Source organism: Streptomyces sp. NBC_01013, from assembly GCF_045162765.1.
Lineage (GTDB): Bacteria > Actinomycetota > Actinomycetes > Streptomycetales > Streptomycetaceae > Streptomyces.
Genome location: NZ_CP108687.1, coordinates 8156681 through 8171167, shown reverse-complemented (window position 1 = coordinate 8171167; position 14487 = coordinate 8156681). Strand labels below are relative to the sequence as shown.

General features: G+C 69.4%; 15 protein-coding genes and 1 pseudogene. 4 read left to right on the top strand and 12 right to left on the bottom strand.

Features of this window, described 5'->3' with window-relative positions; all coding sequences use genetic code 11:
• Positions 1-34: 34 nt before the first annotated feature.
• Positions 35-1012 (bottom strand): aldo/keto reductase, encoded by a 978-nt coding sequence (locus OG538_RS35455; RefSeq protein WP_406099733.1) that lies wholly within the window; start codon positions 1010-1012, stop codon positions 35-37.
• A 215-nt stretch (positions 1013-1227) separates the two neighbouring features.
• Here OG538_RS35455 and OG538_RS35450 point away from each other — a divergent pair, with 215 nt between their 5' ends.
• Positions 1228-2130 carry a helix-turn-helix transcriptional regulator gene (locus tag OG538_RS35450; RefSeq protein ID WP_406099732.1) on the top strand — a complete coding sequence of 301 codons (903 nt, stop codon included), beginning with the start codon at positions 1228-1230 and terminating at the stop codon, positions 2128-2130.
• 336 nt (positions 2131-2466) lie between these two features.
• On the opposite strand, the gene OG538_RS35445 is transcribed toward OG538_RS35450, so the two are convergent.
• The 4 genes and pseudogenes from OG538_RS35445 to OG538_RS35430 form a co-directional block, all read right to left on the bottom strand.
• A complete protein-coding gene (locus OG538_RS35445) occupies positions 2467-3105 on the bottom strand; it encodes a zinc-binding dehydrogenase (protein ID WP_406099731.1) in 639 nt (212 codons plus the stop codon).
• 91 nt (positions 3106-3196) lie between these two features.
• Positions 3197-3277: pseudogene (locus tag OG538_RS35440) on the bottom strand (hypothetical protein); the annotation flags it as partial.
• Positions 3278-3623: 346 nt separating this feature from the next.
• Complete coding sequence (locus OG538_RS35435; RefSeq protein ID WP_406099730.1) at positions 3624-4136, bottom strand: SMI1/KNR4 family protein; 513 nt, start codon at positions 4134-4136, stop codon at positions 3624-3626.
• 65 nt (positions 4137-4201) lie between these two features.
• Positions 4202-4414: a hypothetical protein gene (locus tag OG538_RS35430; protein WP_406100458.1), complete on the bottom strand. Its 213-nt coding sequence runs from the start codon at positions 4412-4414 to the stop codon at positions 4202-4204.
• Positions 4415-4581: 167 nt separating this feature from the next.
• Here OG538_RS35430 and OG538_RS35425 point away from each other — a divergent pair, with 167 nt between their 5' ends.
• The 3 genes from OG538_RS35425 (at position 4582) to OG538_RS35415 (ending at position 7367) form a co-directional block, all read left to right on the top strand.
• Positions 4582-5121: an ArsR/SmtB family transcription factor gene (locus tag OG538_RS35425; RefSeq protein WP_406099729.1), complete on the top strand. Its 540-nt coding sequence runs from the start codon at positions 4582-4584 to the stop codon at positions 5119-5121.
• 17 nt (positions 5122-5138) lie between these two features.
• Positions 5139-6434: an MFS transporter gene (locus OG538_RS35420; protein WP_406100424.1), complete on the top strand. Its 1296-nt coding sequence runs from the start codon at positions 5139-5141 to the stop codon at positions 6432-6434.
• A 447-nt stretch (positions 6435-6881) separates the two neighbouring features.
• On the top strand, positions 6882-7367 hold the full coding sequence (locus OG538_RS35415) for a DUF5709 domain-containing protein (RefSeq protein ID WP_406099728.1): 486 nt from the start codon (positions 6882-6884) through the stop codon (positions 7365-7367).
• Positions 7368-7775: 408 nt separating this feature from the next.
• Here the strand turns inward: OG538_RS35415 and OG538_RS35410 are convergent, their stop codons facing one another.
• From OG538_RS35410 to OG538_RS35380, 7 genes are all read right to left on the bottom strand, one after another.
• On the bottom strand, positions 7776-9164 hold the full coding sequence (locus OG538_RS35410) for a PP2C family protein-serine/threonine phosphatase (RefSeq protein ID WP_406099727.1): 1389 nt from the start codon (positions 9162-9164) through the stop codon (positions 7776-7778).
• A gap of 207 nt (positions 9165-9371) precedes the next feature.
• On the bottom strand, positions 9372-9962 hold the full coding sequence (locus OG538_RS35405) for a DUF6529 family protein (RefSeq protein WP_406099726.1): 591 nt from the start codon (positions 9960-9962) through the stop codon (positions 9372-9374).
• A gap of 25 nt (positions 9963-9987) precedes the next feature.
• Complete coding sequence (locus OG538_RS35400; protein ID WP_406099725.1) at positions 9988-10485, bottom strand: hypothetical protein; 498 nt, start codon at positions 10483-10485, stop codon at positions 9988-9990.
• Between the two features lie 279 nt (positions 10486-10764).
• Entirely contained in the window at positions 10765-11298 is a 534-nt protein-coding gene (locus OG538_RS35395; protein WP_406100423.1) for an AAA family ATPase, read from the bottom strand.
• 354 nt (positions 11299-11652) lie between these two features.
• Entirely contained in the window at positions 11653-11955 is a 303-nt protein-coding gene (locus OG538_RS35390; RefSeq protein WP_406099724.1) for a GFA family protein, read from the bottom strand.
• Between the two features lie 282 nt (positions 11956-12237).
• Positions 12238-13104, bottom strand: a complete 867-nt coding sequence (locus OG538_RS35385) for a GNAT family N-acetyltransferase (RefSeq protein WP_406099722.1) — start codon at positions 13102-13104, stop codon at positions 12238-12240.
• 601 nt (positions 13105-13705) lie between these two features.
• On the bottom strand, positions 13706-14461 hold the full coding sequence (locus OG538_RS35380; RefSeq protein ID WP_406099715.1) for a transposase family protein: 756 nt from the start codon (positions 14459-14461) through the stop codon (positions 13706-13708).
• Positions 14462-14487 lie beyond the last annotated feature (26 nt).

Below are 14487 nucleotides of genomic sequence, written 5' to 3'. Positions count from 1 at the left end.
GGGGCGCCACGCGAAGCGCGGCATGCTGGGGGCATCAGCGTTCGAGCATCTGCGCCTGGGCCTCGGTGTGGGTGTCGCCGGCCGCGGGCGGCAGGCTGGAGAGCCGGTGGAACTGCTCAGCGGTCAGCGTGACGGCGTCGGCGTCGGCGTTCTCCTCGACCCGGCTGACGCGCTTTGTGCCGGGGATCGGGGCAATGTCGTTGCCTTGGGCGAGCAGCCAGGCCAGTGCCACCTGACCCGGCGTGGCACCGGCCTCGTCGGCCAGGGCCTTGACCTCGTCGGCGAGCGCCAGGTTGTGCCGGAAGTTCTCGCCCGTGAAGCGCGGGTTGTCGCGGCGGAAGTCGCTCTCGTCGAACTGGTCGGTGGAGCGCACGGTGCCGGTCAGGAAGCCGCGCCCGAGCGGGGAGAAGGGTACGAGACCGATGTTCAGCTCCCGCAGGACGGGCAGGACACGCTCCTCGATCCCGCGCGTGAACAGGGAGTACTCGGACTGCACCGCGGTGACCGGCTGGACGGCGTGGGCCCGGCGGATCGTGTCCGGGCCGGCCTCGGAGAGGCCGAAGGCGCGGACCTTGCCCTCGGCGATCAACTCCTTCACGGCGCCGGCGGTCTCCTCGATCGGCGTGTTCGGGTCCACCCGGTGCTGGTAGTACAGGTCGATGTGGTCGGTGCCCAGGCGCGTCAGAGAGCCCTCGACCGCGGTTCGGATGTTGGCCGGGCCGGAGTCCAGGTTCCACGCGCCCTCGCCGCCGTGCGAGACCAGGCCGAACTTGGTGGCCAGTACCACCTTGTCCCGGCGACCTTTCAGTGCCCGCCCGAGCAGCTCCTCGTTGGTGTAGGGGCCGTAGATCTCGGCGGTGTCGATGAGCGTGACGCCCAGATCCAGGGCTCGGTGCACGGTCCTGATCGACTCCGCGTCATCGGTACCCGAGCCGGTGTAGCCATGGGACATGCCCATCGCGCCCAGCCCGATCCGGGAAACCTCCAGGTCACGCAACTTGATGTACCGCATCTCGCCCTCTTCCGATCATGGTGTTACCTGGTCTCTCACTGTCGCCCGGCCCGGCAGGTCATGCCGGATGAAGCCCGGGCGGCGCGAGGGGCCGGCGTCTTCCTCATTCACCTTCGCCCTGATTGATCGGGTGTGGCAGGGCGGGCTCTTCGGGGGTAACGACAGGGCCCCCCTCCCGCACTCGTAGCGGGTGCCCGGCGGGTGAGACTGGAGTCATGACTTCGACGAGCGCGCACAGCGAGGGCGCCGAGCTGGGCCGCTACCTGCGTGCCCGCCGGACCCAGACCAGCCCCGAGCACGTCGGCCTCACCGCCGGCGCCGGCATCCGCCGCACCCCGGGGCTCCGCCGCGAGGAGCTGGCCACCCTCGCCGGGATCAGCATCGACTACTACGTGCGCCTCGAACGCGGCAAGGAGACCCGCCCCAGCCCAGCGGTACTCGGCTCCCTCGCCCGCGCTCTGCACATGGACGACCAGGAGCACCAGCACCTGCGCGAGCTCGCCGCGCGTGCCGCCCGTTACGCGCCCGAGCCGCCGCCGGCCCCGAGCCGCACCGTGCGCCCACACCTGAAGCTGCTGCTGGAGTCGTTGCGGCCGAACCCGGCCTACGTCATCAGTCGCAGCATGGACATGCTCGCCTGGAACCCCGGCGGCCTCGCCCTGTACGCGGGCCTGAACGACTGGCCGGCCAAGCACCGTAACCTGGCCCGTTACCTCTTCCTCCACCCTGCGGCCCGCGACCTCTTCGCCGACTGGGACCGGCAGATCACCGCCTGCGTCGCCCGCCTGCGCGCCGTCGCCGGCACTGCCCCCGACGCGCCCGACCTGACCAACCTGGTCGGCGAGCTCCTCCTCAAAAGCCCCGACTTCTCACGTCTGTGGGAACGCTACGAAGTAACCGGACGCAAACCCGCTCACAAGACGTTCCAGCACCCCCAGGTCGGAACGCTCACGCTCACCTCGCAGTCCCTGCAGGTGGAAGGCACCCCCGGCCAGCGCGTCGGCGTCTATACCGCCGAGCCCGGTACCCCCGACCACGATGCGCTGCTTCTGCTGGACATGACTGCGCCGCCTGCCGCCGGCCCCACGCAGCGGGACGCAGCGCGTCGACAGAACTGAGCATCTCGCCCCTACTACGGCAGGAGCGGGTAGCCGACCCCTCGTCCCGGCCAAAGAACCAGAAGCTGAGAGAAGAACTCGGAGCCGCCGCGGGCGTCGCTCGCCTGAGCCCGATTCCCACCAGGAAGTCGGCAATCAGCTGGGGAAGGGGTCAACGGTCAACCGCAAACCTGGCCACAACCTCACGGTCCATCGCCGCCGTCGAACCCGCGCTGCACGGGGCCGCGTCCGCAGTCTTCAACGCCTCCCGTCAGATCGGCGCAGCCCTCGGCGTCACCACCTTCGGTGACCGTATGAACGTGCGGTGCCTGCTCGATGCACGAGACCGGCTGGACGTCACGACGTGACGTCGACCAGGACCTTGCCGACCGCACCGCTCTCCACTGCTCGGTGCGCGTCTGCGGCGCGGTTGAGCGGAAAGCGGAGCAGTGGCAGGCCGTGCTCCTCGCCGACCGGCAGCGCTCCGCCGCGGACCGCGTCGGCGACGTCTTCAACGGCCGCGGCTCGCGCCTCCGGACCGGCCGTGTACAGGACCAGGAACTGGAAGCGCGTGTTCAGCGCCATGTTCTGCATCACGTTCAGTTCGACCGGCTTGCCACCGTCGTTGGCGTAGGTCGAGATCGTGCCGCGCGTCCGCAGCACGGCCAGGTCCAGAGCGAGGTTCGCTCCCAGTGCCACCTCCGCGACGAGGTCGACGCCGTCCGGGGCGATCTTGCGGATGTCAGTGACCGGGTCGCCCTCGCGATAGTTGATCACGTGGTGGGCTCCGGCGGCGGTGGCCAGCCGGGCCTTCTCCGGGCTGCTGATCGTGCTGATCACAGTGGCGCCGGCCCATCGGGCGAGCTGGATCACCGCGTGCCCGACCGCCCCGGCCCCGCCCGCGGCGAGTACCACCCTGCCGTCGAGTGCCCCGCAGACCGCGCGGCCCGTCCTCGGCGACGGTGAGCGCACGGTGCGCGGTGAGTGCGGGGACACCGAGTGAGGCTCCGACATCGAAGCCGGCCTCGTCCGGCAGCGGCACGGCCTGTTCGGCGGGCACGACGGTGAACTCGGCGGCGGTGCCGGTGGGCCGCCCGGCGGCTGCCAGGAACAGCCAGACCCGCTGACCGGCCCGGCTCTGGTCGACGCTCTCCCCGACGGCGTCGATCGTCCCGGCGCCGTCGAGATGCGGGGTGACCTCCGCGAAGTGTTTGGGGTGGCCGGCGCCGGAGCGCGCCTACAGCTAAGTCGAATCGCTCAAAGGCGGACGGGAACCCGGCACAGCGGGTCCGCCAACCGCCAACCGCCGACTGGCGGCGGCCCATGTGCGGCAACCGGTAGGCGTGTTGTTTCACGACGGACTTGACCACCGAGCGCCGACGCCGAGGGACGACACCTTTCGGGTCGATCTTCAGGCCGACCACACCGGTGGCGTCCACGGTGGCGAGACCCGTGACGTTGCAGTCGAAGGAGACGAAGCGATCAGCCTCGTGCAGCTCTGGCCGGATGCGCTGTCACTCTTCACACTCGGCGAACCCGCTGGCGGCTGTGAGGCCCTCGACGAAGGAACGAAAGTCCGGAGCGAGACGCAACTCCGAGTTGTCGTCGGCGTCGAACCAGGTGACGGACGGTTCCCCGTTCCGGTCACAGAACCGGTAGTCGAGTCCGATCCAGCAATGCCCGTCACCTGAGACCAGGACCGCCAGGTCGGGAAGACCCCACTCTTCGATCAGGTACGGGCTGTCGAGCAGGGAAACCATTCCCTCTCGGCGGCCGATGCCCAGCAAGCTGTCGAACGGGACATGGTCGGCACTCCATGAGGTCGGCCCCCTCGTGGGGAAAGCACTGCGACTGCTCGCGATCTGGCCCCCGTTCTGCTGTCGGAGCAGGTCGAGCAGGGAGTCGGGGAGCGTGACGTTCAACAGCCGCTCGGCCTCCTGAATCACCTCAGCCGTCACGGTCGGCTGTACTCCATAGTCGCTACCGGTGTCCCACAGGGAGATCTTGAGATCTTCAAAGCGTGCCACACCCGGCATCGTACGAGCCACGCACGGCAGTTGCCCGCCCGGCTCACCCCGGACGATCACCATGCTTACGGGACGGGACGCGAGCGGGGGACATCGAAGACGACGAGGGGCTGCGCATGCTGCGGACCACCCGCAGGGAACCGGCTCGCCGGCGACCCGGCAGTGGACACGGACGAGTGCAGCTCGTCGGCGATGGTGGTGAAGTCGCCGCTACTGCGGAACGAATAGCGGGTGAAGTCGGCGAACTCCAGGCACTTGCGGGCCTGTTGACGGCCCAAGGACTCCGGCGGCGCGGGTGAGCTTCCGCCGCAGGCGGAGTGGACGCGCCCGGGGGCGGGTTGGGTGAGGTCGTGAAGGAAGTGCGGGAGCGAAGGCCTCACATGCTGGACAGCCGGTTTCCGGAAACCTCTTGCGCAATGGTCAAGAAACGTTGACCATTGGCGACATGCCTACGGACGAGCTTCCCGAGACGTTCCACGTCACCACTGACGAACAACTACGCGCCGTCTCCAATCTCACGCGTCACCGGATCATGGCCGTGCTCCGCTTCGAGCCCGCGACGATTACGCAGATCGCCGAGCGCGTGGGCATCGCGAAGGGGAGTTCCAGCTACCACGTACGGCTGCTCGAACGCGCCGGTCTGGTCACGGTGGTACGAACGCGGAAGGTCCGGGGGGTCACCGAGCGGTACTACGCCATGGCCGCGCGGGCGCTCGTGCTGCCGGATCCGGGCGAGGGAGGGCCAGATGTACTGATGCGGCATGCAGTGGCGGACCTGGAGGCAGCGCCGGGAGATGGCGAGCGGCACGTACGGATGGCACATCTGCGGCTGACCGAGGAGCAGTTCGCGGAGCTCGGGGCGCGGCTGCAGGCGCTGGCGGACGAATACCGGGAGCTGTCCGACCCGTCGCTGCCGGACGCGTCACTCGTCTTCGCACTGTTCCACCCGGCCCCGCGCCGGCAGGTTGAAGGGGACGCCAAGTGACCACAGACATGCGAAAGTTGCCGACCGAATTCGGACGGCTCTGGACTGCGCAGACGGTGTCCTCGCTCGGTGACGGAGTGACCCATGCCGCGCTGCCGTTGATCGCGTTGACGTTGACGCGGGATCCGATGGCGCTCGCCGTCGTCACGGCCGCCGGAACGCTGCCGTGGCTGCTCTTCGGGGTGCTCGGCGGTGCGCTGGTGGACCGCTGGGACCGTCGGCGCACGATGTGGGTCGCGGACGCAACGCGTGCGGTACTGCTCGCGATACCGGCAGCAGCGGCCGCGCTCGACGTGCTGAGCGTTCCGCTGCTCGCAGCCGTGGCGTTCCTGCTCGGCCTCGGCGGACTCTTCTTCGACACCGCCGCCACGGCCTATCTGCCGGATCTGCTGGGCCGCGACCCCGCGCTCCTGGAGCGCGCCAACTCCCGCCTGCGCGGCACCCAGACCGCCGCGTCCGGCTTCGTGGGACCGCCTGCGGGCAGCGCACTGCTCGCGCTCGGACGAGCAGTTCCGCTGCTCGCCGACGCAGTGTCGTTCGCGCTCTCCGCACTGCTCGTACGGTCACTGCCGGCCGCACCGCGGCCCGTGCCGCAGGCCCGTGAGTCGCTGCTGAGGCAGGCGCGGGCCGGCGCCTCGCACGTATTTCGGGACCAGTTGCTGCTGGGGCTCGCGCTGCGTCCAGCGGTCGGGAACATCGCCTTCCTCGCCGTGGAGACCGTACTCGCCCTCTTCGCGCACGATCGTCTCGGCATCGACACCTTCGGCTTCGGCCTGCTCCTCACGGCGGAAGCCACCGGCGGTCTGCTCGGCGCGGGCATCGCCTCCTTCCTCGGCCGACGACTCGGCACCGGCACCGCGCTGACCTGCACGGCCGCAGTCGAGGGACTCGCCGTCCTGGGCCTCGCCGCCGCCCCGAACCCGTATGTGGCGGGCCTCGCGCTGGCCGTCTGCGGAGCGGGCATGGGCGCCACGATGGTGCTCGGCCCGTCCCTCCGACAGGCGATCGTCCCCGCCCACCTCATGGGCCGGGTCGCCTCCACCTCACGCATGCTCGCCATGTGCGCCGCCCCGTTCGGCGCCTTCCTCGGCGGCTGGCTGGCCACCACCTACGACGTACGCACCCCGCTCTACACCGCTGCCGGCCTCCTCCTCACCATGACCGCCGTCACGTCGACCATGACCAGCAACCACCATGTGGAGGCCGCGCTGCGTGCCGCCGCCCCGGCCGGTCATACAGAGCACCCGGAACCTTCGGGCCGCGTGCAGGAAGGTGCCATTCAGAGCCCCGCGAAGCCGGAGAGCCGACGCTGAGCGCAACTCGGCCTTCGTCGCCTCGGCCCGGAGCGCGGGGCCCATCCAACGACATGCGCGGCGGGCGGGGCTCGCCCGCTTCTCAGACGCTCAGCGCAGCCGCTCTTGAACCGCCTGCGCCAGGCCCTTCCGGTACCGACCCGGGCCCAGTACCTCTCCGGTACCTCGATGCCGCGCCGCCGAGCGGGCCGGGCGTTCGGGGACACTCCGATGGCGGGGCCCGCGCCGCGGTGAGGGGCGATCCGGGCCACCATGTCAGTCCGGGGATGCGCTGAGCCCGAGTGAGGACGTCCAGGAGGACGCCGATCAAACCCGCCCCTAGGGTGACAATTAGAGTACCGCCACCTCCCAGGGCACTCGCAAAGTGCGCATGCAAGCCAGCGGGTGGCTTGACAGCGCCCGGCGGCGACCTGGGTACTCATGACGCCTCCGACGGAAGGACGAATCATGCCGACAGAGGCACGCGGCGACGATGTCTACCAGCCGCAGCACGACGGCCAGGACCCGCCGAACGACGAGCTCGACTTGGAGAACGCGCTCGGTGAGCGGGGGCTGGACGACCAGATGGAGGATGGTTACTCCCCGCCCGAGCGTCCGCTGGCCGTCGACAAGTACGGGACGACGGGCGAGGAGGAGCGCCGCGGGGAATCCCTCGACCAACGCCTGGCGCAGGAGGTCGACGACGTCGAGCCGCCGGACGGCGACGACATCGGAGACGACGACATCGGAGACCTGGCCGACGGCGAGGGCGAACCGCTGGAGCCGGAGGAAGACGAGACGCGCTCCGGCCGCCTGAGCGCTGCGGAGGTGGTACCCGGGCGGCACACCGATGTCTACGCCGAGGACATGGGCATCGACGGCGGTGCGGCTTCGGCCGAGGAGGCAGCCGTGTACACCACGGACGAGGAAGAGGACCAGGGTCGCCGAGGCTGAAGACACGCGTCAGCATGTTGGATCCCTCTGCGCAGGGGGAGAGTTGTCTGTGCTTGGAACCGAATGACGGCAGGCCGCATTACGGGCGCAGGATGACAGCAGGCCGCGTCGTGGGTACGTACGCACTGACGGCCGCTGTGGGGACTCTGCACTCCCCTGCCTTCACCGTTCGCTCCCCGGACCAGGCCCAGTTGGTGTGCCCCACTCAGGACCGCCGCCGCGACCGCCCTCGCCTCCGCGCCGACGGGGTGGCGGGCGGAGGCCCCGATAGCGCTGAGGGCCCTTTGGGCAGCTGGGGCCACCCAGGTCCGGCATCGGTCTTGGCGAACGCCACGCCCCGCACACTCCGGGTACTACGAGGTCCCACAATCCGTTCCGCCCCCGCCACGGCCTGCGTCGTGACCCAGCTCAGTCGGCTGCGCCGACATCGCGGGCACCGGAGGGGCCGTACTCGGGCCCCGTTCGCAGCCGGACGATGCCCTGCTCGAAAACCTGCTCGGACGGATCGCCACCGGCCGGCAGCGGACCGAGCACCCGTGCGGCGTTGTCGTCCAGCGGCAGCGTCCAGTACGTGTCCTCGGTGGCGGAGAACCGTAGCGCGAAGATCGTCGTGTCATCGTGGAGCCGTCCCCCCGAGTGCCGCAGCAGCCCGTCCGAGACCAGTGCGGCAACCTGGTGTGCGGACGCCACCGCGGCGGGATCGCGGACGACGGCGTCCTCCAGGAACGAACGAAGCGGGAAGAACTCACCCGCCGCGTCGCGTGCCTCGGTGACCCCGTCGGTGGTGAGCACGATCACGTCGTCGTCGGCCAGCGTAAAGCGGTGAGGGACGGCGGAGGCCACTCCGGCCGGATCCAGGTCGCTGAGGCCGAGCGGCAGCCGATTGGCCACCTGCAGCACCCTGACCCCGCGCGGGCTCACGACCAACGGCGGTTCGTGGCCGAAATCGACAACGTCCACCCAGGACTCGCCACAGCCTGGGTTGGGGAAGCCCATCAGCACCGCGGTCGCGAACCGGTCGGGCTGCGTGTCTCCCATGGCCACGCCGAGACGGCGCTGGCGTTCCATCCGTACTTCCAGCCGTCCGGCAACGATGCTGAGGTTCGGCACGTGGTACCCGGCCTCGCGGAACGATCCGAGGATCGCGGCGGCCGCGGCCAGGGCACCCAGCCCCTTCCCCTGAACATCGCCGATCAGAGCCCGAGCTCCCCAGCGGCTCGGCTGGAGGTCGTAGAAGTCGCCGCCCAGCCTTGCCACCGCATCGGCGGGGAGATAGACGTGGGCATTCTCGACGCCGTGAACGTGCGGCGGCATGTCACGCAGCACAGTGGCTCGGGTCGCGTCCGCGACATTACGAATGTGCAGGATTCTGCCTTCCCGACGCAGCCGGAGCCAGCAGGCGGCGACCGCGAGCACGCTGGCCGCGGCGACCAGGATGAAGTCGGGCAGACCGGCCCGGTACTCGTGCGACCAGGCGGCGTCGAGACCCAGGTATGCCACGATGGAGACAAGCCCGAAGAGCACGGTCACCCGGACGGGACAGAGCGCGGCGGCGAGGCCCGGGACCATCACGATCCAGGAGAGCGCCCGGAAATCGCCGGAGGTGTTCCAATCGGTGACGGCGACCGCGACCAGTGCCGTCAGCGGTAGCAACCAGCCCACCCGGCGCCGCCGCAGCCAGGCAGGCAGGACGTACGCCGCCCGATCCACTCTGCGCTCCAGTGCCTGCCGCCACCGCCCCGACAGGCCGGGCGGCGGGCCCGGCGGGCGGATCTGCGGTGAGCGGAAGGGCGACACCTTTGTATCGGATCACGCGTCGGCGCACGGCGCATCCGGTAGCAATCGAGAGCTGAGGGGCCGACGACCTGGTCCTTGAAGCCCTCATCGGCCAAGTCCTTCTCCACGGTCCCGCCGGTGGCTCGGCAGACGAGTCCCCCGCCCCCGTGCCCAGGCACATGATGTGCGCCCAGCCCAAAAAACCACGGGTACCACGAAGTCGTGCCGTCACGTGGCGGAGAAGCCCGGTGCCGAATCTGCGTTCAGAGCCCACAGAGCGGCGGTGTACCAGAGGAGGGCGATGCAGAGCACGAGCAGGGCGCCCACTGCGGGGAGCAGCCAACCGGGCAGGCGCCTGCTGCGCACCACGATCACCTTGGCCACGAACGCACCGTAGAGGGCGCACCCCGCGATGGAGTGGATCGCGGTCCGTGGTGAAGCCGTCTCGATTCCGTACGTCGCAAGGCAGTGATAGGCGATCGGGAGCGAAAGCAGGAAGGTGAGGAAACCAAGCGCACGGTGTCCCCATCGCACCCGTCGGGGCGCGGCACGGACGCCGGGGATGCGGCCGTACATCCACAGGGCGAGGCCGAGTTGGATGAGGGCGAGACCGAGCAGCGCGGTACCGAGCTGGGCCTTCAGGTCGACTGCGGCGCTGCCGTTCCTGCCGAAGAGCCCGGTCCCGTAGTCCGGTGTGTGGAGGGTTCCGAAGAGGTAGATCCCGACGCCGACCGCGACAGGCACCAGGACCGCGAGGGGCGCGAGCACGACGCCGGCAACGCGGCTCCCCTCGCCCTTCCCGTCGCGCCGCGCACTCATGTCGTCTCCCGTCTCAGTCTTCGTCTCAGTCTTCGACCTGCTTGCCCTTGGCGTTCAGGACGTACCACTCGGCGCCGAACTGGTCGAGAGCCTGGCCATTGGTCTGGCCGGGCTTCGTGTCGCCCGCGTAGTAGTAGAGGGGGTGACCGTTGTAGGTGACCTGCTCCTCACCACCGGATCGCTTGGTGATGTCCAGCAGCTTCTGGTCCACGCCCTTTCCGGCCTTGGCATCCCCCTTGCTGAGCAACGGAGGCCAGGCCTTGGCGCAGTCGCCCGTGCAGTTCGACTTGTTCTTCTTGTCGGCGAGGAAGAGGTAGAGGGTGCGGCCCTTTTCGTCAACGACGATCGTGCCCAGTTTGCCTACGGACTTCGTGTCAACGGTGGCCGGTTTGGATGGCGAGGCGCTGGAGGAGGTGGAACCGTAGCCGTCGCCCGAGGTGTCACCGGAGTTGTCGGAGCATCCGGTCAGAACGGCAGCAAGTAGGGCGGCGGCACACGTGGTGGCCGTGGCGGTGCGCTTCATCGAGAGCTCCGTAGGTGAGGATGCGGCGGGGTTCCATGTCTCTCCCCGCCCGCGCCCCACCGCTGACAGACCTGTCGTCGAATCCACTCCCCCGGAGCATCGGCCCATTGACTTATCGGGAGATTCCCCCGCGCGCCGTTGGCGCGAACGGGGCTCCGATTCGGGCGTACGCCCATGTCGGTTGCGGGGCAAGCGGGGCACTGTGGCCCTGTTCACGATCGCGCCGCGCCCTGACGTCCCGGGAGGAATGAGGGGAAGGGGGGAAGGGGGGAAGGGGGGTCAGTCCTCCAGTGGGGCGAGTCGAGCGAGGTCGGTGTCGTGCATGATGCGGTCGATGGTGTCCGCCACAGTGCTGCCGGCGTCGATGACGGTCTCGATGCTGCCGGGCAGGAGATCGAGCGGCCGGAACCACTCCCGCAAGTGGATCTCGCTGACCTCTCCCGCGATTGGCTTGGTCGCGTGCCTGGCCAAGGTCTCCGCGAAGGGGACGTCCAGGTAGTAGCAGTGGGTGTGCCCGCGATGGTCGGCGCGCAGATGCCGGAGCATCTGCCCGTAGTGGTCGGCGTACAGAATGCCTTCGAGGACGACGTGATACCCGGCATCGAGGCTGTAGCGGGCGACGGTGTCGATGAGGCCGATGTTCGCGCCGCCGGGGCGGTCGTGTTCTCGCAGTACGATCCGGCGGAGGTTGTCCTGCCCCACCAGGGCGAGGCCGCGGCCGAAGCGCTCCCGGATGCCGGCCGCGACCGTGGACTTGCCCGAAGCGCTGTTCCCGCGCAGGAGAACGAGCCTGGTCTCTGCGGTACCCGCCATCATCCGCACAACGCTACCGGCAGCGTCTGACACAGCCATGGACTATGGCCGAGTCTGCGGCCCTGTGCGCAGCCTGCGGGCCAAGGGACCCTTCCTCGGGTATCCGCAGGTCACGGTGCAACGCTCGGGTTGTCTTGCACTCGCCGTGTCGCAGCACCGGAACCTGCCTTCTGCAGTCGACGGCACGGTCCCGGACAAGCCCTCAGTACCGGCCCTCGTCCGGGGCCGGAACAGCGCCGGCCCCTGCGTGGCACGTGGCCGTCCGGATGGTGGTCGTGGCGGAAGCCAGGCAGGCCTCCGTGTGATGTGAGCCCGGGCGCCCAGATGCTGACGTCCGCCCGAACGGACTGCGGGTCAGCCGATGGGGTTGCGCCGGGTATCGGGCACCGGGGGCATCCAGCGCACCGCGTTCTCGTGGAAGGACGCGTTGACTGGCATGAGGTCTGTGCCGCTGGTGTCGTCGAGGGCCGGGACGTTGATGCCGATCTCCGGGATGTCGCAGTCGACCGCCGCGACTCGGCTGCCGCAGGTGGGACAGAAGCCGCGCTTGGCCTTGCCCGGGAACGTCTCGAACCAGCTCGGCTCGCCACCCTCGCCGGTCCACGTGACCCTCTCGAAGCCGACCCACCACATCACCGGGGCCCCACCGAGCTGCACGCAATGGCCGCAGTGGCATGTGTGCGGGTATACCGCCGGACCCGTGGCGGTGAAGCGAATCCGACCGCACAGGCATCCACCGGTGCGCTCTGCCAATCCCGCAGCGGGGAAAGCGGTCATCAGGCGATCTCCAGAAGACGTAGGCCAGTTGAGCCCATCAGTCTGACAGCCCTCGCTCACCCAAGGGGACAGCGACTGGCTGTGATCGCTGAACCCTTGCTGACGCGCCCCCGCCCCGCACCTGACTGGCCCTACGGCCCGCTCCGCCGAGCAACCACGGTGTCACGCCGTCCGGATCCGGTCCCGTACCTCCGGTCGCGCCTCGAACCCGGCGGCCTTGTACGTGGCGACGCCACCTACGTTGGAACTCGGCGTGCAAACGCGCACACTCGACGAGCCCATCTCCCGCAGCGCGGCCGCCCCGGCCACGGTGATCGCCCGGCCGTAGCCGCGACCACGGTGGTCCTTGTGTACGCCCATCGGCTCGACCAGCCCCGGCTGCCCCGGCCCGGCCGACCACACCGTCACCACCGCCGCCACGTTGCCCTGGTCGTCATAGGCGCCCAGGCAGCGGGCGTCTGCGTAGAACGGTCCCGCCGACATCGCGTGCCAGTACTCGCGCGTAGGCTTCGTGGTGTTGAACGCCGACCGCAGGACGTCCGCGAAATCCTGCGCCTGCTCCGGGCCGACGGCCCTGATCCGCACTCCGGGGACCTCGACCGGCTCCGCCAGGTCGCGGAAGAGGGGCGTCCACGGCTCGTCGACGCCCCAGCCCTCGTTGGTCAACAGGTCGTGAAGCAGCAGGCCCAGCGGCGCCTCGATCGACACCGCTCCCTCCGGCAGCACGCCGCGCTCAGGCAGCGAGAAGTCCTCGACGAGCCGCCGCGCCAAGCCCTCATCCTGGAAGACATCCGGAGCGACCGTCATCCGCACCACCATCGGCGAGTCCAGCATCCCGACCGCGAGTATCCGTCCGTCCCGGCTCCAGGTCCGGACGACCGCCGCCGTCTCGGCCGTTCCGAACCGGTAGTTCCAGCCGATGTCCCCCGAATGCAATTGCATTGGCGCTCCGTCGTACTGCCATTCCCGCAGCGCGGCCATGGCCTCGCGCACCTCGTCGACCGCCGGCGTTCCCAGCACAATCGTCATAGCCGGGATCAGACACCCCGCCCTGAAGGCTCGCAACCGATTAAGCGATCCCGTAGTACTCCCGCAGCGGCCCGGCTGAGACCTTCGCTCCGCACGGTTGTCCTGTCGGCGCGACATGCCGTGGATCTGCTCTCCGATATGCCGAAGGGCGCGCATCGCCACCTCGAACTCGTCACCCTCGGCCCGCACGTCCACCTACCGTTTGGCCGGCTACACGTCAGCGACGACCAACTCAGACCGCCGAGCGGCGATGTGGTCCGGCGTTACGGAATCTGTCAGACGACAGAGCGCCGAAGAAGCTTCGCGCACGGTCACCAAGGACTCAGGGGACCGCCAGATGATCTTGACAACAGACTCCCATCGGCGATCGGTGCGAGTGCCGCGAAACCTTGCCGGACCGGCCCCCTGAACGGCAACTTCAAGATGGCGACACCTCACTGGACATCGAGAGACGAGGCGGCCACGCCGGGCCCGTCGGGGCGAAGGTCTGAGGGCCGCAGTCTCCAGAGCACATCACGTGGTTCGGTCGGGGCGACGGCATCACACGAACGCCCTTCTCGGCGGTCAAGGATGATTCGCCCGCACTGAGCCTTTTCCAACCTCACGCTGACGCGTGATGGAGGACAAGTACGGCCTGGACGATCGCGGTGATGCGGTTGGTGCTGCAGCGGAGTTTCCGTAGGAGGCGCCAGCCCTTGAGGGTGGCCATGGCCTGCTCGCCGAGGCAGCGGATCTTGGCGTGGGTGCTGTTGTGTCGGCGCTTCCATCGCTTGAGGCGACGGCCTCGGAACGGGACGCGTACGGGGTGGCCGGCTCCCTGGTACGCCTTGTCCGCCCAGCACTTCAGCTCGGCCGCGGCGAGCGCGTCGATGATTCCATGGGTCCGTGCGGCGGTCAGGTCGTGGACGGACCCGGGCAGGGCGGGTGACGCCCACAGCAGTCGCCCGAAGGGATCGGTGAGGACCTGGACGTTCATGCCGTGGCGCTTGTGTTTCCCAGAGTAGTACGGGGCGTCGGCGGCGATCCGGTCGATCGGCAGGAGGGTGCCGTCCAGGATCACGAACGCCTTGGTCCGGATGGTCTTCATCGCCTCGGTCAGGGTGGGGGCGAGGGCGGCCAGGACGTCGATGACCTCGCGTATGTAGCGGTAGACCGTCGCGATGCCGATGCGGAACCCGGCGGCGAGCTGGGTATAGGTATCGCCGCACCGCAGGTGGGCCAAGGCGAGCAGGGCCTGTCGGCCTGCGGGCAGACGCCGCCAGCGCGTCCCGATCTCCCGCCGCCGGGCATGCAGACGATCGCTCAGATAGCGCAGGGTGCGGCTGGACAGATCAATCGACGACGGGTAGACAAGCACGCGAAGCTCCTGGTGGGGCACGGTGG

What these genes read in the sequence shown, in the direction of transcription:
- OG538_RS35455 (WP_406099733.1), bottom strand. Translation starts at nt 1,012, where the DNA reads ATGCGGTACATCAAGTTGCGTGACCTGGAGGTTTCCCGGATCGGGCTG.
- OG538_RS35450 (WP_406099732.1), top strand. Translation starts at nt 1,228, where the DNA reads ATGACTTCGACGAGCGCGCACAGCGAGGGCGCCGAGCTGGGCCGCTAC.
- OG538_RS35425 (WP_406099729.1), top strand. Translation starts at nt 4,582, where the DNA reads ATGCCTACGGACGAGCTTCCCGAGACGTTCCACGTCACCACTGACGAA.
- OG538_RS35415 (WP_406099728.1), top strand. Translation starts at nt 6,882, where the DNA reads ATGCCGACAGAGGCACGCGGCGACGATGTCTACCAGCCGCAGCACGAC.
- OG538_RS35405 (WP_406099726.1), bottom strand. Translation starts at nt 9,962, where the DNA reads ATGAGTGCGCGGCGCGACGGGAAGGGCGAGGGGAGCCGCGTTGCCGGC.
- OG538_RS35400 (WP_406099725.1), bottom strand. Translation starts at nt 10,485, where the DNA reads ATGAAGCGCACCGCCACGGCCACCACGTGTGCCGCCGCCCTACTTGCT.
- OG538_RS35395 (WP_406100423.1), bottom strand. Translation starts at nt 11,298, where the DNA reads ATGGCGGGTACCGCAGAGACCAGGCTCGTTCTCCTGCGCGGGAACAGC.
- OG538_RS35385 (WP_406099722.1), bottom strand. Translation starts at nt 13,104, where the DNA reads ATGACGATTGTGCTGGGAACGCCGGCGGTCGACGAGGTGCGCGAGGCC.